The organism is Calidithermus chliarophilus DSM 9957, from assembly GCF_000430045.1.
Taxonomy (GTDB): Bacteria; Deinococcota; Deinococci; order Deinococcales; family Thermaceae; genus Calidithermus; species Calidithermus chliarophilus.
In genome coordinates this window covers 2,348,702-2,375,198 of sequence record NZ_KE387023.1, presented here as the reverse complement: position 1 = coordinate 2,375,198, position 26,497 = coordinate 2,348,702, and the positions used below count along the sequence as shown (strand labels likewise).

At 66.4% G+C, this 26,497-nt stretch carries 24 protein-coding genes and 3 tRNA genes; 7 read left to right on the top strand and 20 right to left on the bottom strand.

The window, feature by feature from the left end; genetic code table 11:
- Positions 1-5 precede the first annotated feature (5 nt).
- The gene (locus tag MEICH_RS30465; RefSeq protein WP_027892736.1) at positions 6-3,284 is read right to left on the bottom strand and encodes a helicase-related protein; all 3,279 of its coding nucleotides are present in this window, start codon (positions 3,282-3,284) and stop codon (positions 6-8) included.
- Between the two features lie 3 nt (positions 3,285-3,287).
- Positions 3,288-6,485 (bottom strand): DUF499 domain-containing protein, encoded by a 3,198-nt coding sequence (locus MEICH_RS0111510; RefSeq protein ID WP_245587643.1) that lies wholly within the window; start codon positions 6,483-6,485, stop codon positions 3,288-3,290.
- 121 nt (positions 6,486-6,606) lie between these two features.
- Here MEICH_RS0111510 and MEICH_RS0111505 point away from each other — a divergent pair, with 121 nt between their 5' ends.
- Positions 6,607-7,617: a hypothetical protein gene (locus MEICH_RS0111505; protein ID WP_157202747.1), complete on the top strand. Its 1,011-nt coding sequence runs from the start codon at positions 6,607-6,609 to the stop codon at positions 7,615-7,617.
- 32 nt (positions 7,618-7,649) lie between these two features.
- Here MEICH_RS0111505 and MEICH_RS27160 read toward each other — a convergent pair whose 3' ends face one another.
- Positions 7,650-8,921 carry an HNH endonuclease gene (locus MEICH_RS27160; protein ID WP_051304116.1) on the bottom strand — a complete coding sequence of 424 codons (1,272 nt, stop codon included), beginning with the start codon at positions 8,919-8,921 and terminating at the stop codon, positions 7,650-7,652.
- Positions 8,922-9,117: 196 nt separating this feature from the next.
- Here MEICH_RS27160 and MEICH_RS29820 point away from each other — a divergent pair, with 196 nt between their 5' ends.
- The 5 genes from MEICH_RS29820 (at position 9,118) to MEICH_RS0111480 (ending at position 10,848) form a co-directional block, all read left to right on the top strand.
- Complete coding sequence (locus MEICH_RS29820; protein WP_218916399.1) at positions 9,118-9,573, top strand: hypothetical protein; 456 nt, start codon at positions 9,118-9,120, stop codon at positions 9,571-9,573.
- Between the two features lie 4 nt (positions 9,574-9,577).
- Complete coding sequence (locus MEICH_RS29815; RefSeq protein ID WP_218916398.1) at positions 9,578-10,285, top strand: restriction endonuclease; 708 nt, start codon at positions 9,578-9,580, stop codon at positions 10,283-10,285.
- Positions 10,286-10,449: 164 nt separating this feature from the next.
- Positions 10,450-10,531 (top strand) — tRNA-Pro (locus MEICH_RS0111490).
- A 103-nt stretch (positions 10,532-10,634) separates the two neighbouring features.
- Positions 10,635-10,710, top strand: a tRNA-Gly gene (locus tag MEICH_RS0111485).
- Positions 10,711-10,771: 61 nt separating this feature from the next.
- Positions 10,772-10,848 (top strand) — tRNA-Arg (locus MEICH_RS0111480).
- An 80-nt stretch (positions 10,849-10,928) separates the two neighbouring features.
- Here the strand turns inward: MEICH_RS0111480 and MEICH_RS28715 are convergent.
- The 16 genes from MEICH_RS28715 to MEICH_RS0111410 form a co-directional block, all read right to left on the bottom strand.
- Positions 10,929-11,369 carry a hypothetical protein gene (locus tag MEICH_RS28715; RefSeq protein ID WP_157202746.1) on the bottom strand — a complete coding sequence of 147 codons (441 nt, stop codon included), beginning with the start codon at positions 11,367-11,369 and terminating at the stop codon, positions 10,929-10,931.
- 157 nt (positions 11,370-11,526) lie between these two features.
- A complete protein-coding gene (locus MEICH_RS0111470) occupies positions 11,527-14,538 on the bottom strand; it encodes an AfsR/SARP family transcriptional regulator (RefSeq protein ID WP_027892731.1) in 3,012 nt (1,003 codons plus the stop codon).
- A 65-nt stretch (positions 14,539-14,603) separates the two neighbouring features.
- Positions 14,604-15,488 carry a DMT family transporter gene (locus tag MEICH_RS0111465; protein WP_027892730.1) on the bottom strand — a complete coding sequence of 295 codons (885 nt, stop codon included), beginning with the start codon at positions 15,486-15,488 and terminating at the stop codon, positions 14,604-14,606.
- A 304-nt stretch (positions 15,489-15,792) separates the two neighbouring features.
- The gene (locus MEICH_RS24770; protein WP_051304115.1) at positions 15,793-16,332 is read right to left on the bottom strand and encodes a hypothetical protein; all 540 of its coding nucleotides are present in this window, start codon (positions 16,330-16,332) and stop codon (positions 15,793-15,795) included.
- A gap of 14 nt (positions 16,333-16,346) precedes the next feature.
- Positions 16,347-16,826 (bottom strand): nuclear transport factor 2 family protein, encoded by a 480-nt coding sequence (locus MEICH_RS0111455; RefSeq protein WP_027892729.1) that lies wholly within the window; start codon positions 16,824-16,826, stop codon positions 16,347-16,349.
- Between the two features lie 21 nt (positions 16,827-16,847).
- The gene (locus tag MEICH_RS0111450; RefSeq protein ID WP_027892728.1) at positions 16,848-17,069 is read right to left on the bottom strand and encodes a hypothetical protein; all 222 of its coding nucleotides are present in this window, start codon (positions 17,067-17,069) and stop codon (positions 16,848-16,850) included.
- The gene (locus MEICH_RS28710; protein WP_157202745.1) at positions 17,066-17,290 is read right to left on the bottom strand and encodes a hypothetical protein; all 225 of its coding nucleotides are present in this window, start codon (positions 17,288-17,290) and stop codon (positions 17,066-17,068) included. The genes MEICH_RS0111450 and MEICH_RS28710 overlap by 4 nt, the downstream gene beginning before the upstream one ends.
- A 71-nt stretch (positions 17,291-17,361) precedes the next feature.
- Entirely contained in the window at positions 17,362-18,102 is a 741-nt protein-coding gene (locus MEICH_RS0111445) for a hypothetical protein (RefSeq protein ID WP_157202744.1), read from the bottom strand.
- Between the two features lie 264 nt (positions 18,103-18,366).
- Entirely contained in the window at positions 18,367-18,630 is a 264-nt protein-coding gene (locus MEICH_RS28705; RefSeq protein ID WP_169730660.1) for a hypothetical protein, read from the bottom strand.
- Positions 18,631-18,921: 291 nt separating this feature from the next.
- On the bottom strand, positions 18,922-19,206 hold the full coding sequence (locus MEICH_RS0111440; RefSeq protein WP_027892726.1) for a hypothetical protein: 285 nt from the start codon (positions 19,204-19,206) through the stop codon (positions 18,922-18,924).
- 4 nt (positions 19,207-19,210) lie between these two features.
- Positions 19,211-19,684, bottom strand: a complete 474-nt coding sequence (locus MEICH_RS0111435; protein ID WP_027892725.1) for a YbaK/EbsC family protein — start codon at positions 19,682-19,684, stop codon at positions 19,211-19,213.
- A 9-nt stretch (positions 19,685-19,693) separates the two neighbouring features.
- Positions 19,694-20,809, bottom strand: a complete 1,116-nt coding sequence (locus MEICH_RS0111430; protein ID WP_027892724.1) for a M20 family metallopeptidase — start codon at positions 20,807-20,809, stop codon at positions 19,694-19,696.
- A 100-nt stretch (positions 20,810-20,909) separates the two neighbouring features.
- Positions 20,910-22,355 carry a cysteine--tRNA ligase gene (gene cysS / locus MEICH_RS0111425; RefSeq protein ID WP_027892723.1) on the bottom strand — a complete coding sequence of 482 codons (1,446 nt, stop codon included), beginning with the start codon at positions 22,353-22,355 and terminating at the stop codon, positions 20,910-20,912.
- A gap of 150 nt (positions 22,356-22,505) precedes the next feature.
- Positions 22,506-22,940 carry a type II toxin-antitoxin system RatA family toxin gene (locus MEICH_RS0111420; protein WP_027892722.1) on the bottom strand — a complete coding sequence of 145 codons (435 nt, stop codon included), beginning with the start codon at positions 22,938-22,940 and terminating at the stop codon, positions 22,506-22,508.
- Positions 22,941-23,179: 239 nt separating this feature from the next.
- Positions 23,180-24,022 carry a carbohydrate ABC transporter permease gene (locus tag MEICH_RS0111415; protein ID WP_027892721.1) on the bottom strand — a complete coding sequence of 281 codons (843 nt, stop codon included), beginning with the start codon at positions 24,020-24,022 and terminating at the stop codon, positions 23,180-23,182.
- The gene (locus MEICH_RS0111410) at positions 24,009-24,887 is read right to left on the bottom strand and encodes a carbohydrate ABC transporter permease (protein WP_036218518.1); all 879 of its coding nucleotides are present in this window, start codon (positions 24,885-24,887) and stop codon (positions 24,009-24,011) included. The genes MEICH_RS0111415 and MEICH_RS0111410 overlap by 14 nt, the downstream gene beginning before the upstream one ends.
- A 47-nt stretch (positions 24,888-24,934) precedes the next feature.
- On the opposite strand from MEICH_RS0111410, the gene MEICH_RS0111405 reads away from it, so the two are divergent.
- On the top strand, positions 24,935-26,149 hold the full coding sequence (locus MEICH_RS0111405; protein ID WP_027892719.1) for an ABC transporter substrate-binding protein: 1,215 nt from the start codon (positions 24,935-24,937) through the stop codon (positions 26,147-26,149).
- A gap of 58 nt (positions 26,150-26,207) precedes the next feature.
- On the opposite strand, the gene MEICH_RS24765 is transcribed toward MEICH_RS0111405, so the two are convergent.
- Positions 26,208-26,497, bottom strand: a 290-nt coding sequence (locus MEICH_RS24765; protein WP_036218517.1) for a hypothetical protein, incomplete at its 5' end; no start/stop codon positions are given.

Sequence of the window (26,497 nt, the reverse complement as noted above, 5' to 3'; positions counted from 1 at the left end):
CGGCTTCATTTTGCTGCAGCCTCGGCATGCTGCTGCCACTCCTCCAAAGGCAATACGTAGCGCACCACGCTCACCTCTTCGCCGGGGGTCAGCTTGGCCGCGGGGTCCTGGATGAGGTGAAGGCGCGGTCTGGTGAGGGCCTCGGTCACGATGTAGAGCCAGTACTGCCCACCGATGCGGCGGGCGGAAATCCACTCGTTCGGGGTCAGCACCACCGGCCCCACCCCTGCCCGCCCCTTGACCTCGATGTGGCGGTCTCCCGAGCGGATGTCGTAACCCAGGTTCTCCAGGCTGACGTCGCGCGGCTGGCGCCCCTGAGCTGCCTCGTAAGCCATGCTGACCCGCATGGCGGCCTCCTCCACCGCCTTGCGGACTGCAGGGTCATCCTCGCTGGGGACGCCCAGCGGGCGCGGACGCAGGTAGGCCTGGGCGAACACCTCCGCAGGCTGGGGGTGAAGGGCCTCGGCCCGCGCCAGCACATCGTCGAGGGACTTCAGCCGCTCCTCCAAGTCCTTCAGCTTGCGCTCCTCCTGCAGGATGGCCAGCCGCATGGCCTCTCCCTCATCGGACTTGAGCTTGTACTGGGTGAGCTTCCTGACCGACTCCTCAATCAGGTACTCCAGGCTCCGGCGGGCGTACTTGCGGCGGATGTGGACCTCGCGCCTGCGCTCGCTTACCACCTCTTCGAAGAAGCTGTCGAGCACCTGGTCGTAGGCCCAGGCCAGCAGCTTCTCCTTCGCTGCTGCCGCGTCCACGCTCGGGAGCTCATGGGAAGGGGCTGGCTCGGTGTCCACGATGAACTCGGCGGGGACTGCCTGCACCGTGTCTGCGGCCACGGCGGCGTACAGCCTGCGGGACACGGTCTGCCCCAGCCCGTCCACCACGCTCATTTCCAGGTATCCCAGCACCCCTTCGGTGCCCTGGTCGGTCTGGAAGGCAGCTCCCTGGCGCAGCACGGGTGCGGCCTGAGCCAGTGTCTCCTCCAGAACCAGGTCGAAGAGGGGGTGACCCGGCGCGATGAGTTCGGCCTCCTGGCGCACTTTGGGGTCGAAGGTGACCTTCCCATACTCGCGAGCCAGTACCCCAGGCCGCCTGCGAGTGAGGTCGTAGGGCACTGTGACCCGGAAAAGACCGTCACCACGCCGCTCCACACCCCCACCCAGGCGAGTCAGGGCCCGCACGAAAAAGCGCTGGGTGTACTCGGGCTGCAGGCGGTAGTGTTCGGAGCGCTCCCGCTCTTCTCGCAGGCGGGACAGGTCCAGCTCGCGCTTTGCCAGCGCCTCCAGGGTGACCTCCCGGATGAACTCGACCCGCTCGGGCGACAGGCGGGCCTCGACCACGGCACGGATTTCCGCCAGGGTCTTGCGTCCGGTGAGGTGCTCCAGGATGAGGGCCTCGAGGTTGACGTCGGAAAGCAGCTCGCCCACCACGTCGTAGACCCGGTCGGAGCCCATCTGCGCCCGCATGACCTCGAGCTTGTCCAGCACCACCTTCAGCACCTCGCCCTCACGGGTGCCCTCGGCCACCAGGTTGTAGATGTGTACGTCGTAGCGCTGCCCGTAGCGGTGGATGCGGCCCATGCGCTGCTCGAGGCGGGTGGGGTTCCAGGGCAGGTCGTAGTTGACCATCACCGCACAGAACTGCAGGTTGATGCCCTCGCCCGCGGCCTCAGTGGCGACCATCACCTGGGCGCTGTCGCGGAACTCCCGCTCGCGCATGACCCTCTCCTCCAGCGTCATCGAGCCGTCGATAGAGGTCACGGCGTAGCCGCGCTTGCGCAGCACCTCGACCAGGAAGCGCAGGGTGTCCTTGTGCTCGGTGAAGATGAGCAGCTTCTCGTCCCCCAGCTTCTCCAGCACCGACAGCAGCTCCTTCAGCTTGCGGTCGTCCTCCAGACGAGCCAGGGTGCGGGCCTGTTTCACCAGAACCTCCAGCTCGCCCAGCTCGGCCTCCAGCTCGGGCAGGTTGCGGGCGAGGGTCAGGCGTTCGGCGATGGCGTTCTCCACCCGCCAACGCTCGTCCTCGGCCATCTCCTCCAGCTCCTCCTCGGTGTACTCGCCGTAGGGGTTCTCCTGCAGCGCGGCCACCTGCTGCCGCAGCGACTCCAGCCGCCGCTGGCGGTTCTCCAGGCTCTGCGCGATGGCGTAGGTGCTGCTGGCCAGGCGCCGCTGCAGGACCGTCATCGCCAGCCCCACGTTGCGCCGCCGCTCGTCCCAGGCCCGCTTGAAGTGCTTGCCCACGTAATCGCTGACCTTGGCATAGAGCTCGCGCTCGCTGGGCGAGAGCTTGAAGGACAGGCTGTGCACGTAGCGCGGCGGGAAGAGGGGCTTGCCCTCGAAGTCGGTCATGTCCTCTTTGAGGCGGCGCAGCAGAATGGGGTTCTCGTTCTTCCGAGCAGCCTCCTGCAGCAGGGCCGTGTTGGCGAAGAGGTCGGGCTCGAGCAGGTCGAGGAGCAGCCGGAACTTCTCGTCGTCTCCCTGGTGGGGCGTGGCGGTGAGGAACAGCAGGTGGGTGCTGCTCCTGGCGAGCACCTCGCCCAGGCGGTAGCGCTGCGACTTCTTGACCTCGGCCCCGTAGCGGGTGGCCGAGAGCTTGTGGGACTCGTCCACAATCACCAGGTCCCACTGCACCCGCTCCAGGAGGCTCAGGTTCTCCTCCCGCTTGGCAAAGTCGATGCTGGTGATGAGTTGGGAGCGCTTCTCCCAGGGGTTGTCCTGATAGGCGGCGGTGGCCGAGTCACGGTTCATGACCTCGAAGGTCTCGCCGAACTTCTCCTTCAGCTCGCGCTGCCACTGGTCGGTGAGGTTGGCCGGAGTGACGATGAGAGCGCGCTCCAGCACCCCCCGGTACTTGAGCTCCTTGAGAAAAAGTCCAGCCATTACCGTCTTCCCAGCCCCGGGGTCGTCCGCGAGCAGAAAGCGCACACGTGACTTCTTCAGGAGCACGCCGTAGACGGCCTCGAGCTGGTGCGGCAGCGGGTCAATGCGGCTGGCTGAGACCGCGAAAAAGGGGTCGAAGGCGTAGCCGAGCTGGATGCGCCTGGCCTCGACCCCTAGGGCGAACAGCTCGCCGTCCCCGCCGAAGGGCCGCTCCTCGGACTGGCCCGAGCGCAGCAGGTCAGCCACGTCAGCCTCTCCGAGGAGGCGGTGGTGGGTCTGGCGGCTGGAGAGGCCCTCCGCCACCACGGCATACCGCCCCCCGGCGGGCGCTACCCGCAAAACCCGCACCGGCTCGGGCCAGAAGGGGGCCTGCAGGACCCGGTCCACGAGGGAGTCCCAACGCATGGGCTACTCCTCCTGCCAGTCGGCCTTGAGGTTGTACTGGTCGAGAATCTCCAGGGCCGAGGTACGCAGCACCGCCTCGTCGAGCCCCTGGGGGTTGAAGGCCTCGACCTCGACCCGAAGGCGCACGGTGCCCCCGGCGTCGCGCAGGGCCTTGGCCAGGTCCACCAGCGCCGGGATGCGGGCCAGCTCGACCTGCTCCAGGGTCACCCTAACCCGGGTCTTGGCCTGCTTAGGCTCGGGCTTACCCCCAGGCGTGGGGTCAGGCGCCGAGTTTTTTGGACCCGGCGGCGGAGGCGGTGGAGGGTCCGTAACGACGCCTCCTTCATCGGGACGCGGCAGGGTGCCGGGGCGGGCCAGCACGTAGGCCTCGGTGAAGAACACGTCCTCCGGCCGGGGGGCCTTCCCGGCGTGCCACACCTGGGCGAAGCCGTCGCTACCCTTGACCCCCAGCTCGAAGAGGCGGATGTGCACGCCCCGGACCACCGCCTCCTTGAGCGCCTCGTCGCGTTCGAGGAAGGGCAGGTGCGGCAGGCGCAGGAAGTGCTCGCGCAGGTCGCGCAGGCTCAAGTAGGCCTCGTCGGTAGGCCACAAGCCCCACGGCCCCTGCACCAGGTAGGCCGGGTCGATGGCCGACAGCAGGCGGTCCTCCGAGCGCAGCACCTCGACGGCAATCGCCTGGAAGTTGGCCTGGGTCTTGGCGTGAGCCGTGACGTCGTGGTAGCGGTAGGCACCTTTAGCGTCCATGGGCTCGAGCATCCCCGTGTAGCAGCCCTTGACCACCGCGGGCAGGGACTCCCGCGCCTCGCGGAGGAGGCGTTCCAGGTCCTGCTTCTGCTCGTCCGAGAGCACGAGCCCACGGTCTGACCGGATGTCCTCCAGCGCCAGCAGCTTACGGGCCGCCTCCTGAGCCCGCAGGTAGGCCGCACGGGACATCGCCAGGAACAGGGTGGTGTTCTTGTAGACCCGTGGCCCGGAGGCGTGGTTGTCCTGCACGACACGGTAGCCGCGCTCCAGGGCGTCTTTGTCGTCGTGCGGGGCGTCGGGTCCGAGCACGACGAGCTTGAGGCCGTGGCTATCCGGCACGTCCCGGTGGCTGGAGGGCCATACGTAGGCCCTGAAGACCCCCGACCCCACGGCCTTCTCCACCTGCTGCCTGAGCAACTCCTCCACGTCGGCAGCCTTGACGTGGGCCATCCGGTCGGCCAGCACCGCGTTGAGGTTGGGCTGGGCCTTGAAGGCCCAACTCCCGTTGGAGTACAGGTAGTGCAGCCGCCCCTTGAGGTTGTCGAGCGCGTCGCCGATGAGCAGCGGCGAGATGCCCTCAGGGTACACCAGAGCCAGGTTGAGCTGCGGGCGGGTGGCCCCCCGCTCCACCCCACCGCCGGAGTGGGAGTAGAAGAACACGGACGTGGCCAGCGACTGGCCCAGTCGGTAGCGCGCGTAGTCGCCCCCGAGCTCACGGTCGAGCAGGTAGGCCTTCCCTTCCGGGGGGATGATATCCGAGGCCAGCACCGCCTCCCAGTTGGCGTCCTCGAGCACGCTCGTAACAGTGGCCCGCAGGTCAGCGGACTCCAGGGCCACGTCGCCGAGCCCGATGAGGGGACGGGCCGAGGCCGTAAGGTACCCGGCCTCGACCACCCGCGCCAGCAGGCGCAGCACGCCCCGGGTCTTCTGAAAGGTCTGCATAGTGCCCCACCGCTCGTAGAGGACGTTGACCAGCTCGGGGTGGAAGGGGAAGGCCTTGAGCATCTTGCGCCCGTACTCGCCGCTGCGCACCTCGCTGGGCAGCTCGTTCTTCAGCTCCTCGTAGGCCTTCATGTAGGCGGCCACCACCTGCTTGGCCCCCTCGCCGTCGATGCGCTCGAACAGGCGGCGCCGCAGCACCTCGTAGATTTCCTCCCCCTGCACCGGCATGCGCACGGCCTGCACCCGTCCGAATATCTTCTCCAGGCGGGCGAAGACCTCCGGCGAGTCCTTATGGTCGTAGTACTCGATGTGCGACTCGGGGAAGGTGGTGACTAGGGCGGCGTTGCTCTGGCTGCCGACCACTTCGGTGAGCTCCTGGAGGAAGGCGAAGGTCTGGGCCTGCAGGCTGGTGCTGCCGACGGAGACCGAGGCGGCCTTGACCTGGTAGACCAAGAGCTCGTCCATCAGGATGAGGGCGGGGCTGTAGGCCTGGAGGAGCGCGGCCAGGGCCTGCTTGCCGGGCGGGGTCATGGCCTCGTCCGCGGAGCGCAGCGTCTCGTAGCCCGCCCTATCGCCGAGTTGGTAGGCCAACTCGCCCCACAGGGTGCGGATGCGCAGGCCGTCGGCCGTGCGTCCTTGGGCCGAGAGGTCGGTGCCGACCAGGACGGCCACGCGGGCCCTCGGCATGCTGCCAACCCCGGCCTCCTGTAACAGGGACTTGACCTCGGGCAAGTCAGTGAGCTCGGAGTAGGCCTTGACCAGGTGGTACAGGGCAATCAGCGCGTGGGTCTTGCCGCCGCCAAAGGGCGTGCGCAGTTGCACCACCGCCTCCCCGCCAAGGCCAGCCAGACGCCGCACGGTGTCCTTGAGGATGGAGGCAAGTTCCTTGGTGAGGTACGTTTTCTTGAAGAACTCGTCGGCGTAGCGGTACTCGGACGTGGCCCTCCCCGCCACCACGTCGTCGAGCTTGGCCGCGAAGGTGTTCTCGTCGAAGTCGCCCCTACGGATGGCCTCATCGGGCTCGGCCAGACGCCACCAGGGCGGCAGGCTGCCCTTGGGAGAACTGGGAAGGTCACGCTCCATGAGCTTGCGCACTTCGGTCGCCGAATCCTCCGCGCCGATGAGGCGCAGGAAGCGGGCGATGGTGTCGAGGGTGCGGTTGACGTCCTCCTCCGGGAGCTGCTGCTGGTGTGCCCAGGCGTTTCGCACCTCGCTGATTTCGTCGGCCCAGGTCACGGCGCGGTTGTAGCTGCGTCCGAAGGCCTCACGGAACACCTCACGCTGGCCGAGCAGGATGTCCTTGAAGTGGTTGATGTCGAGCACCTCCTCGGCGGTCCTGCCGCGCTTCATGTCCTCTAAAACCAGGGCCCGCCGTGACTCGCTCAGGGAACCCAGGTAGGCCTCGACCCACCCGCGCCCGCTGCCGTGGACCCGTGTCAGTTCGCGCACGAAATATGACCGCACTGCCTCGGCGTAAAGCCTCAATGCGGTGCTCATATAACTCTCAGCTTTCATAGTTCTATTCTATCGGCGCTGGAAAATGCTGTAACCGCAAATAACCCGACCTCCACAGACCCCGTGGCTTTCTGACCGTCGGAAGTAAGCACGCCAATAAGCTAAGGCCCGGAGGTGGGTGATGTGGTCAAGCGGTGATGGTGAGCTTAGCGGCTTTCTCCGATGGCTAGCCGTTGAGGACCCCGACCGGGCCGAACTGGCCCAGGAACTCGACAGGCGAATGCTCGAGCTGTGGGCCGTGGCCGAGTCCCGCAGGAGCGCGGCGGACCCCCGCTGGCACGCCTTCGAGGACCGCAAGACCGCGCCCCAGCCCGATGAGCTGCGGCAGTGGGCGGCAGGCACCTGGCCCGAGCGCTGGGCGGTGGCCCTCGAGCCACGCACCCCGCGGGAGCTGCTGGAGCGCCTTGCCCACGACCCGGTGGACTTCATCGCCCGCCTGTGCCAGAAGCGGCTGGCGACCGCGGCCAGCCCCCTGCCCGAGCCGGTGGAGCTGGTGATGAACCAGACCGGGGAGCCCGCCATGGACGTTGGCGAGGGCGACCGGCCCTGGGTGGAGGCCCTGCAAAGGCTGCAGCGCCGGGTGCAGGCGGGCGAGGTGGCCATGGAGGAGGCCGTCCGCTTCGTAGAGGCCCTGGACGGTGGCTGGGTCAGCTCGGCCCTGGGCGAGGTGATGGAGCACGAGGAGGCCCCGCGGGACCTCGAGGCGACCCCCGAGACCCTCGTGCGGTACGCCCACCTGCTGCCCGAGTACCTGAGCGACCTGGACTCGCAGTACGACGGCGCTTCCATCTTCCACAAGCGGGTCACCGAGAGCGGCATCCTCACCCCCCTGCCGGTGCACCCCCACTTCACCGACGGGGAGCTTTTGGAGTGGCTGGGCTTCGCCGGGAGGCCGGGCATCAAGGAAAGCGACTGGTGCCGCATGGCCTTCGACCCGCCGGAGTACTTCGAGGGCCGCGACGTGGGCGACGCCATCCCCTTCCCCGGCGGGGCCTTGTGGAGCGTGTGGACCGGCGGATACCTGTCCAGCGAGGTGGTGCTCCTGCTGGACGACAGCCGCTACCCCGAGGGGGCTCAGGCCTTCGTGGCCTGGTGGGCGCTCGAGGCCGTCTGGCCGGGGCACTACGCCTGAGGAGTCTGGAGGAGCAAATGCCCGCCGACGGGTTAGCCCCTGAGCATCGCCCTGAGCTCCTCCACCGTCAGCGTGTGTTCCCGGCTCCTGTGCAGCATGCGGTGGCAGTTAGAGCATACGAGTGCCAGGTCCTCCAGCGAGTTCTCCCTAGGCCCAGGCAGGCTGGCGAGCGGCACGTTGTGGTGGCACTCGATGAAGCCGCTGCCCAGCTCGCCGTACACCTCCTGGAAGTCGAAGCCGCAGACCTCACACTGCAGGGTCCCACGTAGAGCGAGTACGCGCTGCTTCTTGGCCTCGACAAGGTTGCGGTTACGTTCGCGCCGCTTGTGGGTGGCAAGCAGCAACCTGCCCTCAGGAGCCTGGTAGTCCTCGCCAGCCTCGTCCAGCAGTTCCCCCTCGCCGGGCGCCTTTTCTCGGACTTGAAGCTGCGAGCGGATTGCCTCTGCGATAGACTCCAGCTCGCCCCGTCTGCCTACGAAGTCGCCCCACAGCTCAATTTCTGCATCCCCCACCCGTCCAGGTTGAGGGAATGCCGTGGGCCCCCCAGACGAGTCCAGGCCCGCAAAGTCGGCTAGCTTGCGGTGTACGTCGCGCGGAGAGAGGGGCTTCACTCCGTGTGTTTCTAGTAACTGCCTGAGTAGTTCGTGCAAGTCGGATATGGCCGAATGGGACAGGTCTTCGGGCACACCCCCGCGAAAGTACTGGTCGAGCACAAGGATTAGCGCGTCCCGGGTCCAGGCAGTGCTCTTGCGCGGGTGCGCCGTCCCGCTGTTCACCCCCAGGGCTGTAAGCAGGGCCCGGAGGCCGCCCTTTGAAGCAATCTTATCCTCACGGACCCTGAGAAAAAGGGCTGGCGCTCGGTACCTCGACGAGTAGCCTATGAGCTCGCGGAAATCCTCCCAGCTTAGGTTAAGCGGCTGGGAGCTGAAGAAGAAGATGTAAGGAAAGCGGCTCTCAGTCCAGAACGCTTTAGACAGGCCGTACAACTCCACAGGCCAGAAGGCCTCCACAACTCCCAGCACGGTGGTGCGGCTCTTCGGGGAGGTGCTTTCGATGATAAAGACTGCGTCGCCAGGGGAAAGGGCTTGCACCACGTCCCTGGCCCCTTCAGGCACGCCCCAGGCGTTAAAGGCTCCGCTTGGGAACTTGGCCTGCAAGGTTTCAATAATCCGGTGTTCACGCAGGATTTTTTCCGGGACGTGGCAAACCACCTCATCGATGCCACGCTGGTTGAAGAGGGTGCGGGGGAAGTCCCTCTGGGCGTTTGCTTTGCCAACGACGTGGTAGTAAATTTTTGGTCCCATACTGGCGCTCCTCCAAGTATACCTGCAGCTCCTCCCCCAGTCCCGCTGCTATTCCGGGGACGGCGTGGTCCCGGGAAAGCGTCAGTGACAGGGCCTTCAGGCCCTGAACCCTGACTATGCCGTAAGGAGCCCAGGCCCAGGCAGGTACCCCTGCGGCACGTCCACCTGCTAGGCTTGAATACAAGGAAGCCGAAACATGCAGAACAAGGCCAAGGCCGCCCACTGCCTGCCGTACTCCGAAGTTCGCCTGGTCATCCCGTTGCTGGAGGGGCTGAGCAGGGCCGAGCTTCTGGCGATGTACAAAGCCATCTACGACCACAGGGGAACGCCGCAGGAGCCAGCGGACTGGTCAGAGCCCGAGGTCTGGATACCCCAATGGCTCAGGGGGAAGCAGCAGGCCCTGGCCATGCGCGTATGGGAGGGCAGCGGCAGGCAGATAAACCCCAGGTACGTCAACGGGCACCTCCACTTCATTGACCTGCACCAGTTACTAGAGACCAACGCCAAGGGTGTTTATCGCCTCGCCGCGCGCGGGAAGGCCTTCATGCGCGAGGCCCCCAGGTGTTGCGGGAGATTGACGACGCCGAGGGCGTGCTCGAGCTCCTCAAGCTGGTCGCCCAGAAGGAGCAGGCCCGGCGGGGCGACCTGCTAGAGGAGTGGGGGGATTCGTCAGGGCCCACTCGGGGTGGCGCACCCCGAGCTCCATCGAGGCGACCCTGCTGAAACGGCTGAGGGTGCTCGAGGACCGGGGCTTTGTCGAGCGCGAGGGCATCACCTACCGCATCACCGAAGCGGGCCTGGACTACCTGAACGCCGCCTCCATAGACAAGACAGAGGAGCTGAAGCAGCGGCGTAGGGTCGAACGGGCCATCCGCGAGTATAACGACGGCGTCAGGGCACAGCTCAGGCAGAAGCTGGGGAAGATGAACCCCTACGCCTTCGAACACCTGGTCAAGGACCTGCTGGAGGCCATGGGCTACGAGGACGTGGAGGTCACGCGCGCCAGCGGCGACAAGGGCATCGACGTAGCGGGCACGGTGCAGGTCGGCATCACCGCCGTGACCGAGGTGGTGCAGGTCAAGCGCCACCAGGGCTCCATCAACCGACCCGTGCTCGACCAGTTGCGCGGCTCCCTCCACTACTTCAAGGCCATCCGTGGCACCATCATCACGCTCGGGGGTTTCAGCCCCGGCTGTAAGGAGGCGGTGCTCTACCCGGGGGCCGCCCCCATCACGCTCATCGACGGCGACAGGCTGCTGGACCTGCTCATCCAGCACGGCATCGGCGTACGGAGGGTACCGGTGGAGCTGCTCGAGCTCAACGAGGAGTCCCTGGCGAAGACGGTGCACGCCGCGGAGGGGTGAGCCTACCTGGGTGCCGCTATCGGGCAGTCGCCCCCGGCTGCTCGGAAGGTTGCAGGGCCGACAGGGTACGGGTGTAGGCCTTGTCATTACGGCGTTTTGCTGTCAAAATGACAAGCCGGAGGCAGAAGCGCTTTCCGAGTAGGGGGTACGAGGAAACTCCGTCCTGGAGCGGAAAATAGCGCAGTCTGGTAGCGCACCTGCTTTGGGAGCAGGGGGTCGCTGGTTCGAATCCAGTCGCCCCGACCACAAGCGCCGCCGACGCGGTGCGCCGGATGCCGAGCGCCGAGAGCCCCGCTGCCCTCAGCCCTTTGCTCTGCGTCGCGCCGCAGGCGCACCTGTTCACGGGAACGCGGGAGTAGCTCAGTTGGCAGAGCGTCAGCCTTCCAAGCTGAATGTCGCGGGTTCGAATCCCGTCTCCCGCTCCACCAAACCCCGCCCTAGCGGGGTTTTTCCTCTGGCGATAGTCTGCTAGACTATCGCGCGGATGCGCCCGTAGCTCAGCCGGATAGAGCAGCCGCCTTCTAAGCGGTAGGTCGGGGGTTCGAGTCCTCCCGGGCGCGCCAACAAAGCAACCCCAGCTGGATAGGATGCGGGTCCTTCGCTTATGCTGTCATCCAACAGCTCTGCCCCCAGGAAGCCTGGGCTAGGCTCCCTCGAGCAGCCTGACGCCTTGGATCGCCGTGGCCACGATTCGGTTCTTACGATAAAAAACGGTATACAGCTTGAGATAACCCGAACCCGCCGCGTCCAGGCATAGATATGCCACAACGTGGTCAAAGCGGCTTTTTATACCCTGGTGGGTCAAGCAGATCGGGCTCGAGCGCAGTCGCATGCTCTCCGCGGGCGAGACAGCAGCCAGATAGGCGTCCAGTAGCCTCGATCCCAGGTCTCGGGCCATCTGACGGTGGGCCAGGCCCATAAGAAACTCAGCATCAGCAAATGAACATGGGTCGAAAAAGGTGGTCAGGCTGACCTTGAGAGCACTCGGGCTCGAGATTGGCTCGAACCCAGGCGGCGGTTTGGACGGCTCTGGAAAGCGATGCTCCGAAATTCGTGGAGGACTCGAGGAGTCCGGTTCGTTCATCTTCTCCTCCTCCGGCATCCGTGGATCATGCCTACCTCGAGGTTAGGCAGACAACCGTACCTCCAGCGTGCCGCTAGCGTCCTGTCCCACCCCGGACGCAACTGCCCCAACGCCGTTCTTGGTCCTGATATCTGGCTCAGAGAATGTAAAGAGCGCTCTAAGCCGTCAGAATGGCCCGCACGACATTCTCCAGCGGCGGGTCTGAAACCCACGTCTCATGTGGGCTAATGGCTTGAATGTCGAGGCTCTCGAGGAGGCGTTGAGCTTCTTCTCTCGCGCTGGGCTGAGTAGCCGGGTTGCCGAGAACTGCCCGCAAAAGGGGAACCGCCCGCTCGGGTTGCCCGGTGCGGCTCCAGAGCTGGGCCAGGCCGACCAGGTTGGAAATCACCTGGGTGTCGTAGCGCACGCTCCAGGAAATCTCCAGGGAAGCCCGGAAATGGCTCAGCGCCTGTGCGTCTTGGTACAGGGCCAGGGCCGCCGTACCCAGGTGATAGAGGAATTCCGCCTCGTGGAGCCGGGCTCCCGACTCCCGCGCCAAGGACAGCGCTTCCTGCCACAGCGTCTGAGCACGCGGATACTCTCGCTTCTGAAAGGCCACTTTCCCCATGTGTTCCAAAAGGTAGGGAAGCAGCATCAGGAGGCCCTTCTCCCTGGCGATGCCCAGTCCCTCCGAGAGCAGGGCCTCGGCCTGATTGAAGTCTCCCGTCGCAGAAAGGATCGAACCCAGGGCACCGAGGTATCGGGTGATTCCGACGTAGTCTTGAGCTTCCCGCGCGAAGCTGAGGGCTTCTCGAAAAAAACGTTCGGCCTGGGGGTAGTCCTCGCGGTTGCGGGCGAGGACCGCGAGGTTATTGAGGGCATAGCCCATATGAACCGAATCCTGCTTGCCTCGAGCCAGCTCCAGCGATTCAACGAAGTACGCCTCAGCCCGGGTGTTATCCCCGGACATCGCGGCAAAAGCCCCCAGCACGTTCAGCCCTTCCATCAGTTCAGCGCTGGGGCCCAGAGGGCGCAGCAAGTCCACAGCCCGCTGCCCGACCTCGGTGCCTTCTGGCAGCTTCCCCAGCCAGTAATACAGCCAGGCCTGGCGCACATATACGCCCCCCAGGGCGGCACGGTGATTGGGGTTGCCAGGGTTGAGGCTTCGGGCCCCCTGGTGCAGGACCTCGATACCTTCCTGGTAGCGGCTGCGCTGCTGGTAGTAGCGCTCGAGCAGGCCCGCGGTGCGCATGAACTCGTTCATGCGATTTTCAGCAAACATCCATTGCCAGGCCGTGCGGATATTTTCCAGCTCTTCCTGGATTACCTCGAGCAATTTTCTCTGTCGGCCCCGGTAGAGTTCCCCATACCATTCCTCGACCAAGCGCGCGTAATAGCTCGTGTGCTTTTGCTGCACCTGAGCGAGGAGTTCGGGAACCTCTTGCAAACGCTCGCGGCTGTACTGGTACACCAGGGGATGCCAGCGGTAGCGCCCTTGAGGGGTTAGCTGCAGGAAAGATTTATCCACCAGGGCCGCTAGAACGCTCAAGGGGGCTCCGGTGATCTCCGCCGCCGCGCCACGCCAGAAACTCCCGTTGAAGATCGCCAGCATCTGCATGACCGAGCGCTCTTGCGGGCTGAGGAGCTTCCAGGAAGTCTCGAAGACCGCCCGGATGCTCCGGTGGCGCACGGGGGCGTCCCTCAAGGGGGATTCCAGCAGGTCCAGGACCGCCCCCAGCTCGTCCACGATGTTTTGCAACGTGAGCACCCGCAACCAACTCGCGGCCAGTTCAATGGCCAGCGGCATCCCCTCGACGACCTGGCAGACGCGGGCGACGAGCGGAAGGGTGCTTTCGTCGAGGCTGAATCCCGGCAGGCTTCTGCGGGCACTCTGCGCGAAGAGCTGCACCGCGTCAAAGGCCTGCGGGTCTTCCCCCGATCGGGTGGGAAAATCCAGGCCGCGCAGCTCGAGCAGCCATTCAAAGCGCAGGTTCAGTCGTTCGCGCGAGGTGGCGAGGATCTTCAGACGGGGGGCGGCCTCGAGCAGCTCGCTGAGCAGGGTTATGCCCGCGGTGAGGTGCTCGAGGTTGTCCAGCACCAGCAGCATCTCCTTGTCCGCAAGGTAGCGCAGAAGCTGCTCCCTGGGCTCCTGCTGGCGCACGAACTCGAGGCTGAGGGCATCGGCCAGGGTATAGAGCATGAAGTCGGGAGACGGGGTAGCGGCAAAGGAGACGAACCAGACCCCATCCTCGAAGGCTCCAAGCTGGGCCTCGGCTGCGCTCAGGGCCAGGCGGGTCTTGCCGAAGCCTCCTTGGGCCACGACGGTGAGGAGACGGCAAGCCGGATCGGCCAGTTGCTCGGTGATGCGGGCTTTCTCGGCTTCCCGGCCCACGAAAGGGGTGGCCTGCACCGGCAGGTTATGCCGCCGGGCTACCTTGGGGGGTTCTTTTACCGTTATCCCCGGAACCGGGACGACAGGGCGCTCCACCACCGGCTCGGCGCGACGGATCTGCTCGACCAGCTTGAGGGTGATGGGGCCAGGTTCGACCTCCAACTCCTGCTCGAGGCGGCCCTTGAACGCCTCGAAAGCGCCGAGGGCCCGGGTGAGCTGGCCTGCCCAGAGCAGGAGGCTGAGCTGGCGTTGCAGGGCTTCCTCGTCCAGTGGGTCGGTACTCAGCAGCAGCTCGAGCGCCTCTGCGCCCTCGGCATAGCGTTGCATCCCTTCCAGCTCGGTGGCATGGTTCAAAACAGCTTTACGCCAGCCTTTATGAAGTTGCTCGCGGGTGAGCTCGAGCCAGTCCTCAAACTCCAGGGCGTCATCGAGGTTGAAGCCCTGCAAGAACTTCCCCCGGTACAGCCGGTTGATGCTTGGGAAGTTTCTGTTCTCGAGGGCTTGCTTTAGCTCCTCGACATCGGTGTCCACCGGCCAGCGCAGGCGGGTACGCTCGGCCTCGAGATCCTGAGCATAGCTCAATTCCCTGGCCCGGTTGAGGATTTTGCGCAGGTTGGTGCGAGCATTCTCCTCGTAGACGTCGGGCCAGAACAGGTGGGCCAGCTCGTCGCGGCCTACCCAACCCCGCTGGTAGGCCAGGTAATACAGCAGCGCGGAAATTCGGCCAGGTGGGGGAACGAACCACTCTTCCCCAAACCGGATCGCTGGCGTCCCCAGGAGCTGAACATAAGTCGCCATGTCCCATTCTGGCACTTGTGCTCTACCTGTGGGGTGTCCTTCAAATCAAGCGGTCTCGAGGCCCCTCATCCCTTCCTCGACAGCCGCAACCCCGAACGAGGCATCCGCAGGCGAAGGCCGGACACCAGGGCCACGCTGAGCAGCACCACGCCGAACCCGACGAGCATCGCCGCGTTGATGGGCTCGGCCAGGAATACCACGCCCCACAAGGCCCCAAACGCCGGGATCAGATAGCCCACACTGGTCGCGGTGGTGGCCGGCAGGCGCTCGAGCAGACGGAAGTACAGCAGGTAAGGGACCACCGTAGCGACCAGGGTCAGCGCCAGGATCACGCCCAAAGCGGACGCCGGAGGAAGTTGGGGGGCGGGAGCGAAGAGGCTGAAGGGCAACAGCAGCACTCCTGCCGAGGCGAAGTTGCCGATGGTCAGGGACATGCGAGAGACCCCCTGAAAGCGCCGCTTGGTGTAAATAGCTGCCAGGGCGTAACACAGCGAAGCCAGGAGGGTAGCCGCTACTGCTAGGAGGGTCTTGGGGGTCAGCTCCAGGGGACTCCAGCCGCTCAGGATCACCACGCCCACCAGGCCCAGCCCCAGGCCGAGGCCGGTTCTGGGGTCCAGCTTTTCCCCGAGGCCGAGCCTGGACACGAGGGCGGTGAACAAGGGCAGCGAGGCAATGAGGATCGATGCCAGGGAGGAGGTAATGTGGAGTTCGCTCCAGGCAACCAGAGTAAAGGGCAGGGCGGCGTTGAGCGCTCCCAGGACCAGCCAAGTCCCCAAGGGGCGGGAGAAGACGAGGGGCTGCTGGAGGATCAGGGCCAGGCCCAGCAGGGCGAGTGCGGCCAGGAGCACCCTCGAGGTCATGAGCAGCACCGGGCCCACCACTGGGGCAGCCAGCTTGATGAAGAGGAAGGCAGAACCGAGCAGCGCGCTCGCCAGCAGGAGTGAGACCAAGTCTCGAGGGTGCGAATTAGGGGTATTCACAGTATCCTCCACGAATTCAAGGGCCCAGGAAGGCCGGGTCCTTCGAATCTTTCCTTACGGAGCGGACAAGTCACATCGCCCTCATTCCGCGCAGCAGGCCACGCTGGGGTACTTTGCGCTCGGCCCATAGCTTCAGGAACGCTGCTGCTCCTGTTGCCGCAGGCGACCACTTGCGCCGGGCCTGAACCCCCAACCCCAGGTGGTCGGCCCACAGCCGAGCCAGGGTCTCGAGTAAGTTCAGCTAATCTCACGGATTCCTCCAGTTCCTTCGGTCTCAACCCCATGAGCTTTGCCGGGCTTTGGCGGCTCTGCGGCGCTCGAGCAGGTAGAGCACCAGGGCGATGACGGTAGGGGTGAACACCAGCAGGTTGTAGGTGAAGTGCAGGTCGGCGCGGGGGAAGAAGAGCTCGAGGACGCTGGTTTGCTTGGCTTTGCCGAACAGGTAGTAGCCGCTCAGGTACTGCGCCTGCAGCAAGGCGTGCTCGAGCCAGTGCCAGATTTGGACGGCGATCGCCGCTGTCCAAAAGGTGAAGGCGCGGCCCCGTCCACGGAAACCTGGCTGGAGGAGCAATAAGCCTGCGAGTTGAAGGGTGTTCCAGCTACTGTGCAGCACTTCCGAGGCGGCGAGTTGCGGCAACAGCAGGCCGAGGATTCCGCCTGCCTGCTTGGCAGGCCAGCCCAGGACGTGGATCTGGGTGATCTGGCACACGTGCTCGAGGAAGTGAGCGGTGGCGACGACCATGAATAACACCAGGGCCAGGCGGTGATGCTTGCCGTTGAGGCTGTCGAGGAATTTGGAAACCAGGGGTTGCATGGCTTTCTCCTTTGCTATGAGCCCCACTGGATCCGGCCCCGGGCAGACAGGTGGGGCAGGACCCCGAGGCTCCAGGCTTCGGCCAGGCGGTGATCCTCCACCCGCCAGAAGTGCTGCCACCGCGCCTCGGCGCGCCGGTGCATTCCGTCGGGACCCGTGCTCGTGCCGCGCAGGGTCACGAGGTCTTCCCACAGGCCGGGGGCGGGGGAGCGGAAGTCCTCGAGGGTGATGTACAGATCTGGAAAGGTGCGCTTAAGTGCGACCAGCCTCTCCAGCCAGCCCTGACGGTCCAGGGTGAGCACCTGATACCGGGGGCCGCCGGGAGCCACGACCAGATCGACTTCGTGCAGGACAAAACCTGGCGTCAGCAGATCGGTGAGTTCGGCGGGCCGCTCCGAGCCGTCCCAGCGGTTGATCGCGCTATACACCCTCTGGATCAGCGCAGTACAGTGCTGGGGCTGCAGGGTGGTGGGGGGTTGGGCTTGGGTTTGCATGGAGCATGTCTCCTCGTGTAATCAAGCCAGAGTGGCCAGCGTTGCTTGGGTGATCTCCTGGCTCAAGGGCGCAAGGGCCGAGGCGCACCTGGGGCAGATTGGCCGGCTGGCGGCCACGATGAAGGTCGAACCTTCCAGGTCGCTCACGTTGAACAGATCCTTCGCCAGTCCTTCCACCTGCCACTGGCGACCCTTGCAGGTGAGGCCGGAGCAGATGTGGGTGGGCTCGAGGTTGGGGTTCATGCATTTCTCCTTGGGGGAAGGAGTTTGGAGCGCTTGCCGAGCCAGTGCTCGGTCGCTTGCTTCAAGTGCCGGAGTGCTCGAGTGATCTGGCCTGGTTGGCGCGGGCTCCGCCGCGACTCACTTTTGAACCAGATCCCATCGGTTTTTCCTGCGAGTTCGTCGAGAAATCCGTCGAGAGTTTCCATGTTCCACATGGAATATTGCTTGACCTGGTCCCACATAATCCCTCCGAATGACGCTCGAGGCTCGGGCTTTTGGGGGAAGGGGCGGGTGTGGGCCCGCCCCTGTAGGTTCACTTGCTCGCGGCCAGTTCGGAGGCCTTGGGCAGGAAGTTGAAGAGGTGCAGGTGCGAGACCGTGCCGAAGGTGCCGGGGCTGCCCGCGTAGGTCTTGCCGTCGGAGTGGTAGGCGATAGCCAGCCCAGCAGTCAGTTGCTCGCCCGAAAGCTGCAGGCAGGGCTTGAACTTCACGCTGTAGGAAGCGGTGCCGTTCCTGTCGGCGACGAAGATATTCTCGGTGCCTGAACGCGCCCCGATAGGCAGGTCGTAGGTGGAGAAAGGCTCACTGAAGGGGGTGGCCATGAAGAAGTACCAGAAGGTGTAGACTCCGCCCGGCACGAGCTTTTGGAACGAGGCCGTCAGGGCGCCCTGGCCGTTGTCACAGCTCACCGTGGCCTTACCGGAGCCCTCGAGCCACCTGCCCTGGGTGATCCCCAAGCGCTGGCCCTTGGGGAAGGGGCCGATATCCTTGGGGTCGATGGGGTTGTGGGCGGTCGGACGGGCAGCGGCGTAGAGCGGGGCAGCGGCATCCTTGTCGTTGGCGGTCACCCGGTAGACCTGGCCGGAACCCACAACCTTCTCGATGAACACGTCCTGTTCGTTCATGCCCAGTTGAAGGTGATTCTTGAGGGGAACTTCGATCTTGTAGTTGGTGGCGGCCTCGCTGCCGTGGCCGATGGCGTGGTTGAAGTTGAAGGTGCCGTAGATGACCAAGGCTGCAAAGGCTGCGGTGAGGGAATAATTGAGAGCTTTCATGGTTGTACTCCTTTTCGGGATGGGTCTGGATCGCACTCGAGTGCAATCGGCTTAACGTCGTGGGGCCTGGATTGTAGGGATGGCTGCGAACTTCGCGTCAGTTTCCTCCTTTCTCGGCTGGAGCCGAAGGTCTGTGCCGACGGCCCGCGCCTCTTGGGCCTGAGGCGGCTGAGCCACCGATGAACGCGCTCCTGCCAGGACCAAACTTCCAGGTAGGTTGGCACCGGATCGCTGGGCTCGGATTGCGGGGATGCCCACTGGGCTTCAGTCCTGCGCCGAAGTTCCATCAGCGCCATGACGCCTTGGGGTATGTCCACGGTTCACCTCCTTCCCCACCGGCTCTTGCGAGGGCCGCTCGAGGCGACCGGCTAAGGTGCGGACAAGTTGCTTGGTCTGCTCGAGCCAACCGATCCGGCCACCGCCGGCCAGGCTGCGGCGCACGAGCGATTCACGCGAACTCTGCTGGAGAATTTCCTGCTGGCGTTGCCTGGCGATGAGTAGCAGCGTTTCTGGCATCTGCATGATCAATCCCTCCTTCCTGAGGAGGAGGGTAGAAAAAGAGGCGTGCCGCTTTCGTGGCACCACCGTCCCACCCACTTGGACGATGGGAAAACGCCTACGCGAAGCGGCCCAGCCTCAGACGAGCGCCTGGGCTCGGGTTGATGTCAAAGCATGTGGTGTATGGCTATCCAGCCGCTTTAGCTGTATTCCACAGACGGGGTAATCATGCCGTGAGCCATCACCTGGGGGCCACCCGGCGAGTCAAAAGCGATGAGAAAAGCCCTTCCCGGTCGGGAAGGGCTTTTTGCGGGAGGAATCTCACTCCCACTCACGGATAGGCACCAACTCACCGCCTTCGACCACCTTGCGGGTGGGCTTGTAGGCCCGGTTGAACCAGATCTCGAGCGTGGCCCGCTCGAGGCTCTTCGGCCCGATGATGTGCTTGCGCACGTAGTAGCCCCCGCCCTCGTCGGCGGAGATTTCGCCGCCCTTGGTCAGGCGTAATTCGACGACCTCGCCGCTCTTGAGCAGTCGGACCCGCACCCACAGCACGCGGTCGCCCTCGGGTTTGACGTGCTCGTCGCGCTTGAACAGGCTGAACATGGCCCTAATTTACCGCCATCACGCGGCCCCCGGTCAGGGCTACGAGTTGCTGGGGGGTGAGGGCGAAGACCGCGTTGGGGGTGCCCGCGGCGGCCCACACCTGCTCGTATTGCAGCAGGTCGGGGTCGATGAGGGCCTCGAGGGGGGTAGCGTGGCCCACCGGGGGCACCCCGCCGATGGCGAAGCCGGTCACCTCGCGCACCCAGTCGGGCTTGGCGCGCTCGAGGCCCTCCCCCAGCCTCTCCCCCACCTTGGCCTCGTCCACGCGGTTGGGGCCGCTGACCAGCAGCAGATAGGGCTTGCCCGAAGCGGCCCCGCGGAAGATGAGGGACTTGACGATCTGGCCCACGCTGCACCCCACCGCGTCGGCGGCTTCCTGGGCGGTGCGGGTGGAGGCGGGCATCTCGACGACCCGGAGCTCGCCGAAGCCCCGCTCGTGCAGGGCGTCCTGGACCTTTTGGGCGCTCGGGCTGAGCACGTGGGCTCCTCAGCGGGCCGCCAGGTCGGCCAGCAGGCCCGACAGCAGCGCGACGCGGCGGGGGATCTCGGGGATGACGACGTGCTCGGAGAGCTGGTGGGCGTCGGCGCCGAAGAGGCCCAGGCCGTCGAGGGTGGGCACGCCCAGGGCGGCGGTGAAGTTGCCGTCGGAGCCGCCCCCCACGCGGCCGGCGCCTAGCTCGAGGCCCAGCTCGACCCCGATGCGCCTGGCCCGCTCGAAGAGCTCCATCGAGGCCGGGCTCGGCTCCATGGGCGGGCGGTTGAGGCCACCGCTCAGGCTCAGCCGGGCGCCGGGCAGGACGGGCTTGAGGGCCTTGAAGGCGGCCTCGAGGCGCTCGTACTCGGCCATGGTCCACACCCGGAAGTCCACCGTGACCGAGGCCTCGGCGGCCACCACGTTGACGGCGGTGCCCCCGTGCATCTTGTTGGGCCCCAGCGTGGTGCCCTTCTCCCAGTCTTGCAGGCCGACGATTTCGAGGATGTGGTGGGCGAGCTCGACCACGGCGTTGACGCCCTTCTCGGGCTCGACGCCCTGGTGGGCGGGCTTGCCGTGGGCGGTGAGGGTGTACATGCCCGTGCCCTTGCGCGCGACCTTGAGGTCGCCGTTGCCCATGGGGGCCTCGAGCACCAGCGCGATCTCGTTGCACCGCGCCGCCGCCTCGATGGACTCGCGCGAAGCCAGCGAACCCACCTCCTCGTCGGGGGTGAAGAGCAGCTCGAGCTGCGGCAGCCCCAGGCCCATCTCGTCGTTGGTGCGCAGCGCCCACAAGAGCTGCACGATGTTGCCTTTCATGTCGTAGACGCCAGGCCCGTAGGCCCGCTCGCCTTCGACCCGCCAGCCGAAGACCCCGCGCGGGTGCACCGTGTCGTAGTGGCACAGCACCAGCACCTTGGGGCCGCCCTGGCCGAACTTCAGGCTGAGGATGGGCCCGTTCTTGGTCTCCTCCCGGCTGAGCTTCCCGAAGTGCCCGAAGCGCGTGTCGAGCCAGGTCGCCACCGCCTCGAGCCCCGGGAGGTCGTGGGAGGGGGACTCGAGCGAGACGATGGCCTCGAGGTCGGCGAGGATGCCGGGGAGGTGGGATTCGAAGTAGGCGAGAGGGGTCACGCAACACATACTAGCGCTCTCGGGGCGCCGCCGTGCGTCCTACGTCGTACGCCGAACGCCCAACGCAAGACGAAAAACGCCTCGACTCTCGACTACCCGCCTATACCCCTACCTTCCACTTCGGCCCTTCCCGGGTGTCCTCCACAGTGAGGCCGAGTTCCGTGAGGCGGTTGCGGATCTGGTCGGAGAGGGCGAAGTTGCGCTCGCGGCGGGCTTCCTCGCGGATCTCGAGCAGCAGTTTGATGAGGCCGTCGAGCAGGTCGCCGCCCAGGCTGGCCTCGAGCACGCGCTTGGGGAACAGGCCCAGCACGCCCTCGCCGAGCTGGCCGAAGACGGCCTCGGCGCGGGCGAGGGTGTCGCGGCCGGGCTTGTCGGGGAGGGCCTTGTTGAACTCGGTGACGAACTCGAAGAGGGCGGCGAGGGCCTGGGCGGTGTTGAGGTCGTCGTCGAGGGCGGCGGCGAAGCGGGCCTCGAGCGCGTCGATGGCCCGCTCGAGCCCGGCGTGCCGCCCGGCCGGGGCCTCCGCGACCTGGCGGCGGATCTCGCGGTAGGCGTTCAAAAGGCGCATGTAGCCCTGCTTGGCCGACTCGAGGCCCTCCCAGGTGAAGTCGAGCACGCTGCGGTAGTGGCTGCCCAGCAGGTAGAAGCGCACGGTGATGGGCTCGTGGCGGCTGAGCAGGTCGCGCAGCACCACGAAGTTGCCGGTGCTTTTGGCCATCTTCTCGCCGCCCAGCAGCACGTGGTTGTGGTGCATCCAGTAGCGGGCGAACTTGTAGCCCGCGGCCTCGGCCTGGGCGATCTCGGCCTCGTGGTGGGGGAACTGCAGGTCGATGCCGCCGGTGTGGATGTCGAAGCCCTCGCCCAGGTACTTCAGGCTCATGGCGCTGCACTCGATGTGCCAGCCGGGATAACCCTCGCCCCAGGGGCTCTTCCAGCGCATGATGTGCTCGGGGTCGGCGCTCTTCCAAAGGGCGAAGTCGCGGGGGTCCTCCTTCTCCTCGCGCACCTCCACCCGCGCCCCGGCCTCCTGGTCCTCGACCTGGCGGTTGGACAGCTTGCCGAAGCTGGGCCACGCGCGCACCCGGAAGTAGACCGAGCCGCCCCGCACGTAGGCGTAGCCGCGCTCGAGCAGCCTCTGGGTGAGGTCGATCTGCTCGGGGACGTGCCCGGCGGCCCGGGGGGCGATGTCGGGGCGGCGCACGTTGAGGTCCTTCATGTCGTCGAAGTAGGCCCACATGTACTTCTCGGCGACCTCCATGGGCTCCAGGCGCTCGAGCTTGGCCCGCTTCTGCACCTTGTCCTCGCCTTCGTCGGCGTCATCGACCAGGTGGCCCACGTCGGTGATGTTGGAGACGAAGCGCACCTTGTGGCCGGTGTACTCGAGCCAGCGCCGCAGCACGTCGTAGGTGATGGGGCCGCGCGCGTGGCCCAGGTGGGGGTCGCCGTAGACGGTGGGCCCGCAGAAGTAGATGCCCGCGTAGCCGGGAGTCCCGGGGACGAAGGGTTCTTTCTGGCGGGTGAGGGTGTTGTAAATCTGTAAGGGCATAGCAGCTTCCTTTCCAAGGGGCACGGGTCGTCGGGCTGAAATTCAAAACGCCGGGCCTGGGCACGACGGCACCAGACACCCGGCGATCGGTTCAGCTCAACATCGCACGGCGAAGCTCATGGGTCGAGTATACCTCGAGCCGCCCCCGCCTCAGGCCATGGCCCGCTCCTTGAGCCCGGCCAGCAGGCCGTCGCAGTTCTCCTTCATGAGCTTGAGCACGAGCTTTTGCAGCAGGCCGCCGAAGATGGGGATGTTGAGCTCGTACTCGAGCTCGAGCGTGACCCTCGTGCCCCCGTCGGCCGCCTCGAAGGCCCAGGTGCCCTCGTACTTGTCGAAGTCGCCCTCCGGGCTGTGGAAGCGGTTGCGCAGCTCGGCGTCGAACCACTCCTCCTCCTCGATCCAATGCACCTTCTTGCCCATCGCCACCGCCACCCACTCGCTCTTGGAGCGGCCGCCGTCGTCCTCGATGACCCGCAGGCTCTGCACGTCCTTGAGGTAGGGCTTGAGCCCCTCGAGGTCGCGGGCGCAGGAGTAGACGTAGGCGGGCGGCTTGGGGATGAAGATTTCGGATTGCACGTGTGGCATATCGACATAGTTTATCGCTGAACGCTGATAGCTGATAGCCGATGGCCGGGCGCGGGGTGCGGCTCGTACGTCGTACGTCCTGCGTCGTACGCAAGACGCAAAACGCCAGACGCAAGACGCCCTCTCTTCACCCCCCTTAACAAGGGGGGCTGGGGGGATAAGCCCTCCCCGCGCGGGGAGGGCCGGCGAGGGGTTCCTCATAGGCCACGAGCCACACGCCACCAGCTACCCCGAACCCCTCACCTCAACAACGCCCCCAGCCGTGCGAAGCGCAGCAGGAGGCGGTCGGCGAGGAGGAAGAAGGTCAGGGTGGGGAGCAGGACGATCCAACTGCCGGCGAGGATGACGGGCCAGTTGGCCGCGCTCTCCTCGACGCTGCGGGCCATGAGGCGGGCGAGGCCGATCTGGACGGTGCGGGTGGCGTCGCTGTCGGTGGCGATGAGGGGCCAGAGGTAGGCGTTCCACCTCGAGATCAGGGTGAAGAGCGCAGTGGTGGCGATGGCCGGGAGCGACAAGGGCACCACCAGCCGCCAGAGGATGGTCCACGAGCCCGCGCCGTCGATGCGGGCCGACTCGTCGATCTCGCGGGGCAGGGCGCGGAACTGCTGGCGCAGCAGGAAGACGGCGTAGCCGTTGCCCACCAGCGGCAGGATCAGGGCCCAGAAGGTGTCGAGGAGGTCCAGGCGGGCCAGGGTGAGGTAGTTGGGGATGAGGGTGAGGTGGCCGGGGATCATCAGCGTGGCCAGGAAGAGGGCGAAGAAGAGGTTCTGCAGCGGGAATTGCAGCCGGGCGAAGGCGTAGGCGGCGAGGATGCTCGAGAACACCGCCGCGAAGGTGGAGACCAGCGCGAAGACGAGGGTGTTGAGGTAGTAGCGCCCGAAGGGCACGGCGTTCCAGGCCGAGAGGTAGTTCTCCCAGTGGGGGGTGGCCGGCACGAGGCGGCCCACGAAGGCCTCGGCAGGGGTCGCCAGCGAGACCAGGAAGCTGTAGGCCAGCGGCAGCAGGACCACGAAGCCCGCGCCCAGGGCGGCCAGGCCTTGCAGGGCGGAGAGGGCTCGAGCCAGACGGCTAGGAGTTCTCATAGTGGACGCGCCGCCCGATCCAGTAGAACTGCAAGGCGGTGAGGGTGCCGAGCAGGCCGAACAGCAGCACCGCCAGCGCCGAGGCCTTGCCGATGTCGAAGAACACGAAGGAGGTGCGGTAGAGCAGGTTCACCAGCACGTCGGTCGCGAGGGCGGGCCCGCCGCCGGTCATCACGTTGACGAGGGTGAAGGTGTGGAAGGCGTCGAGGACACCCATCACCAGCAGGAAGAAGGTGGTCGGCGTCAGCAGCGGCAGGCTGACGTGGCGGAAGCTCTGCCACCGGCTCGCCCCATCGACGCGGGCGGCCTCGAGGTAGGCCTGCGGGATGGCCTGGAGCGCGACGATGTACACCAGCACGTCGTAGCCCAACTGCTTCCACACCACCACGACGGCCAGCACCACCAGGGGCAGCTCGAGGCTGCCCAGCCAGTCGGGACGGCCCAGGCCCAACCGCCCGAGCAGCAAGTTGACGAACCCCAAGTCGGTGTTGAAGATCCAGCTAAAGACCACCGCCACCGTCACCGCGCTCGAAACCCCGGGCAGCATCAGGACGGCGCGCACCAGCCGGTTGGCGCGGGTCTCGCGCAGCAGCAGCAGGGCCAGGGCCAGGGCCAGCACCAGCCGCACGGGGACGCTGAGCGCGACCAGGCCCAGGCTCACCCGCACCGAGTTCCAGAACTCCGCGCTCTGCAGCAAGGCGGCGTAGTTCGCGCCCCCCACGAAGGGGCGCTCGGCGGCGAGGAAGTCCCAGCGCTGGAAGGACAGCGCGAAGGACTGGAGCGCCGGCCACAGCACGAACAGGGCGAGGAAGAGCCCGCTGGGCAGCAGGTACAAGTAGGGTACGAGGCGTTGCCAGCGAAGCACTGGTATATTCTAGAATTGCTCACTGCCAGACAACTGAGGGAGGGACCATGCGAGTTTGGAAGTTCGTTGTCGGTCTGGGGGTGCTGCTGATCCCGTTTTCGCTGGCGCAGGTGCAGATCACCGTCTGGCACTCGGTGAACGACCCGGCCCTGCGGCAGTTGATCCAGGGCTTCAACCGGGCGCAGGACGAGGTGCGGGTCGAGGAGGTGTACGCCGGCGATCACAACGAGCTGGTCACCCGCCTGCAGGCGGCGGTGGCGGCGCGGCGGCAGCCGGAGGTGGTCTTCCTCGAGGTCACCCGCTTCGGGCTCTTCGCCGAGCGGGGGGTGCTGGAGCGGCTCGAGCCCTACCTGCGCTCCGACCCCGCGCTGCAAGCCGACCTGCTGCCCGCGGCCCGCTCGGTCTCGACTTACCGCAACCGCACCTACGTGCTGCCGCTGGTGGTGGTGGTGCCGGTGATGTACTACAACAAGGCGCTGTTCAAACAGGCCGGGCTCGACCCCCAGCGGCCCCCGCGCACCTGGGGCGAGCTGGAGGCGGCGGCCCGGCGGCTGAGCCGGGAGGGGCAGTGGGGCGTCAACATCCCGGGCCAGTGGGTGCGCTGGGCTTTCGTCAAGCAGAACGGCGGGGAGTGGATCGACGAGGGGGGCCGGGTGCTCATCAACGCCGCGCCCAGCGTCGCGGCCTACGAGTACCTGCTGCGGCTGGTGCGGCAGGGCTCGGCCTCGCGCGAGGCGGCGCTCAAGGAGGACGTGGGGCGGCAGCTCTTCTACGCCGGGCGGGTCGGCGTCACCTTCGACTCCTCGGGCAACTACGGCTTCTACGCCCAGAACGTCGGCTTCGAGCTGGGGGTCGCGGCCCTGCCCTGCCAGGTCAAGTGCGCCGCGCCCATCGGGGGGACCGCCATGGGCATGACCGCGGCCGCCCCGCCCGAGAAGAAACGGGCCGCCTGGGCCTTCATGCGCTACCTGCTGCACCCGGAGAACAACGCCAGGCTGGTGACCCAGAGCAACTTCATGCCCCTGCGCCAAAGCACCCTCGAGCGCCCCGAGGTGCAGGCCCACTTCCGGACCAACCCCCAGTGGCAACTGTTCAACCAGCAGCTCAAGGTGGCCTTCCCCCGCCCCCGCCCCCCGGCCATGCCGGCCATCCGGCTGATGGAGGAGACGGTGTGGCAGAGCATGGTGGTGGGCCAGAAGACCCCCCAGCAGGCCCTCGACGACTTCGCGGCCGAGATCCGGCGGATGCTGGCCCAGCCGTAGCCCCGGGGCCCCGGCGCGCCGCACGAACGCCCGCCAGGACCGGCGGGCGTTTTTCCCCTCACGACCCGGCCGGGCTCTCGGTCAGCGGGAGGACGGGGGCAGCCCCGGCGAGCGGGGCGAGGGGTTGCCAGCGGCCCTCGAGCACCTGCTCGGCTGCTGACCAGAAGGCTGGGCGCCGGGAGGGGGGCAGGCCCTGGGTGAGCCCGGCGAGCACCCCGCGCGCCCGCTCGAGGCAGGCTTGGGCCTCCTCGGGCCGCCCCAGGTGGGACAACCAGTGCGCCTGCTCGGCCTCGAGCAGCCAGTGCTCCAGGGGGAGCCCCATCGCGGCCGCGGTGCGCGCCGCCTGCC

What these genes read in the sequence shown, in the direction of transcription:
- MEICH_RS30465 (WP_027892736.1), bottom strand. Translation starts at nt 3,284, where the DNA reads ATGCGTTGGGACTCCCTCGTGGACCGGGTCCTGCAGGCCCCCTTCTGG.
- MEICH_RS0111510 (WP_245587643.1), bottom strand. Translation starts at nt 6,485, where the DNA reads ATGAAAGCTGAGAGTTATATGAGCACCGCATTGAGGCTTTACGCCGAG.
- MEICH_RS0111505 (WP_157202747.1), top strand. Translation starts at nt 6,607, where the DNA reads ATGTGGTCAAGCGGTGATGGTGAGCTTAGCGGCTTTCTCCGATGGCTA.
- MEICH_RS27160 (WP_051304116.1), bottom strand. Translation starts at nt 8,921, where the DNA reads ATGGGACCAAAAATTTACTACCACGTCGTTGGCAAAGCAAACGCCCAG.
- MEICH_RS29820 (WP_218916399.1), top strand. Translation starts at nt 9,118, where the DNA reads ATGCAGAACAAGGCCAAGGCCGCCCACTGCCTGCCGTACTCCGAAGTT.
- MEICH_RS28715 (WP_157202746.1), bottom strand. Translation starts at nt 11,369, where the DNA reads ATGAACGAACCGGACTCCTCGAGTCCTCCACGAATTTCGGAGCATCGC.
- MEICH_RS0111470 (WP_027892731.1), bottom strand. Translation starts at nt 14,538, where the DNA reads ATGGCGACTTATGTTCAGCTCCTGGGGACGCCAGCGATCCGGTTTGGG.
- MEICH_RS24770 (WP_051304115.1), bottom strand. Translation starts at nt 16,332, where the DNA reads ATGCAACCCCTGGTTTCCAAATTCCTCGACAGCCTCAACGGCAAGCAT.
- MEICH_RS0111455 (WP_027892729.1), bottom strand. Translation starts at nt 16,826, where the DNA reads ATGCAAACCCAAGCCCAACCCCCCACCACCCTGCAGCCCCAGCACTGT.
- MEICH_RS0111450 (WP_027892728.1), bottom strand. Translation starts at nt 17,069, where the DNA reads ATGAACCCCAACCTCGAGCCCACCCACATCTGCTCCGGCCTCACCTGC.
- MEICH_RS28710 (WP_157202745.1), bottom strand. Translation starts at nt 17,290, where the DNA reads ATGTGGGACCAGGTCAAGCAATATTCCATGTGGAACATGGAAACTCTC.
- MEICH_RS0111445 (WP_157202744.1), bottom strand. Translation starts at nt 18,102, where the DNA reads ATGAAAGCTCTCAATTATTCCCTCACCGCAGCCTTTGCAGCCTTGGTC.
- MEICH_RS0111440 (WP_027892726.1), bottom strand. Translation starts at nt 19,206, where the DNA reads ATGTTCAGCCTGTTCAAGCGCGACGAGCACGTCAAACCCGAGGGCGAC.
- cysS (WP_027892723.1), bottom strand. Translation starts at nt 22,355, where the DNA reads ATGCCCTTACAGATTTACAACACCCTCACCCGCCAGAAAGAACCCTTC.
- MEICH_RS0111420 (WP_027892722.1), bottom strand. Translation starts at nt 22,940, where the DNA reads ATGCCACACGTGCAATCCGAAATCTTCATCCCCAAGCCGCCCGCCTAC.
- MEICH_RS0111415 (WP_027892721.1), bottom strand. Translation starts at nt 24,022, where the DNA reads ATGAGAACTCCTAGCCGTCTGGCTCGAGCCCTCTCCGCCCTGCAAGGC.
- MEICH_RS0111405 (WP_027892719.1), top strand. Translation starts at nt 24,935, where the DNA reads ATGCGAGTTTGGAAGTTCGTTGTCGGTCTGGGGGTGCTGCTGATCCCG.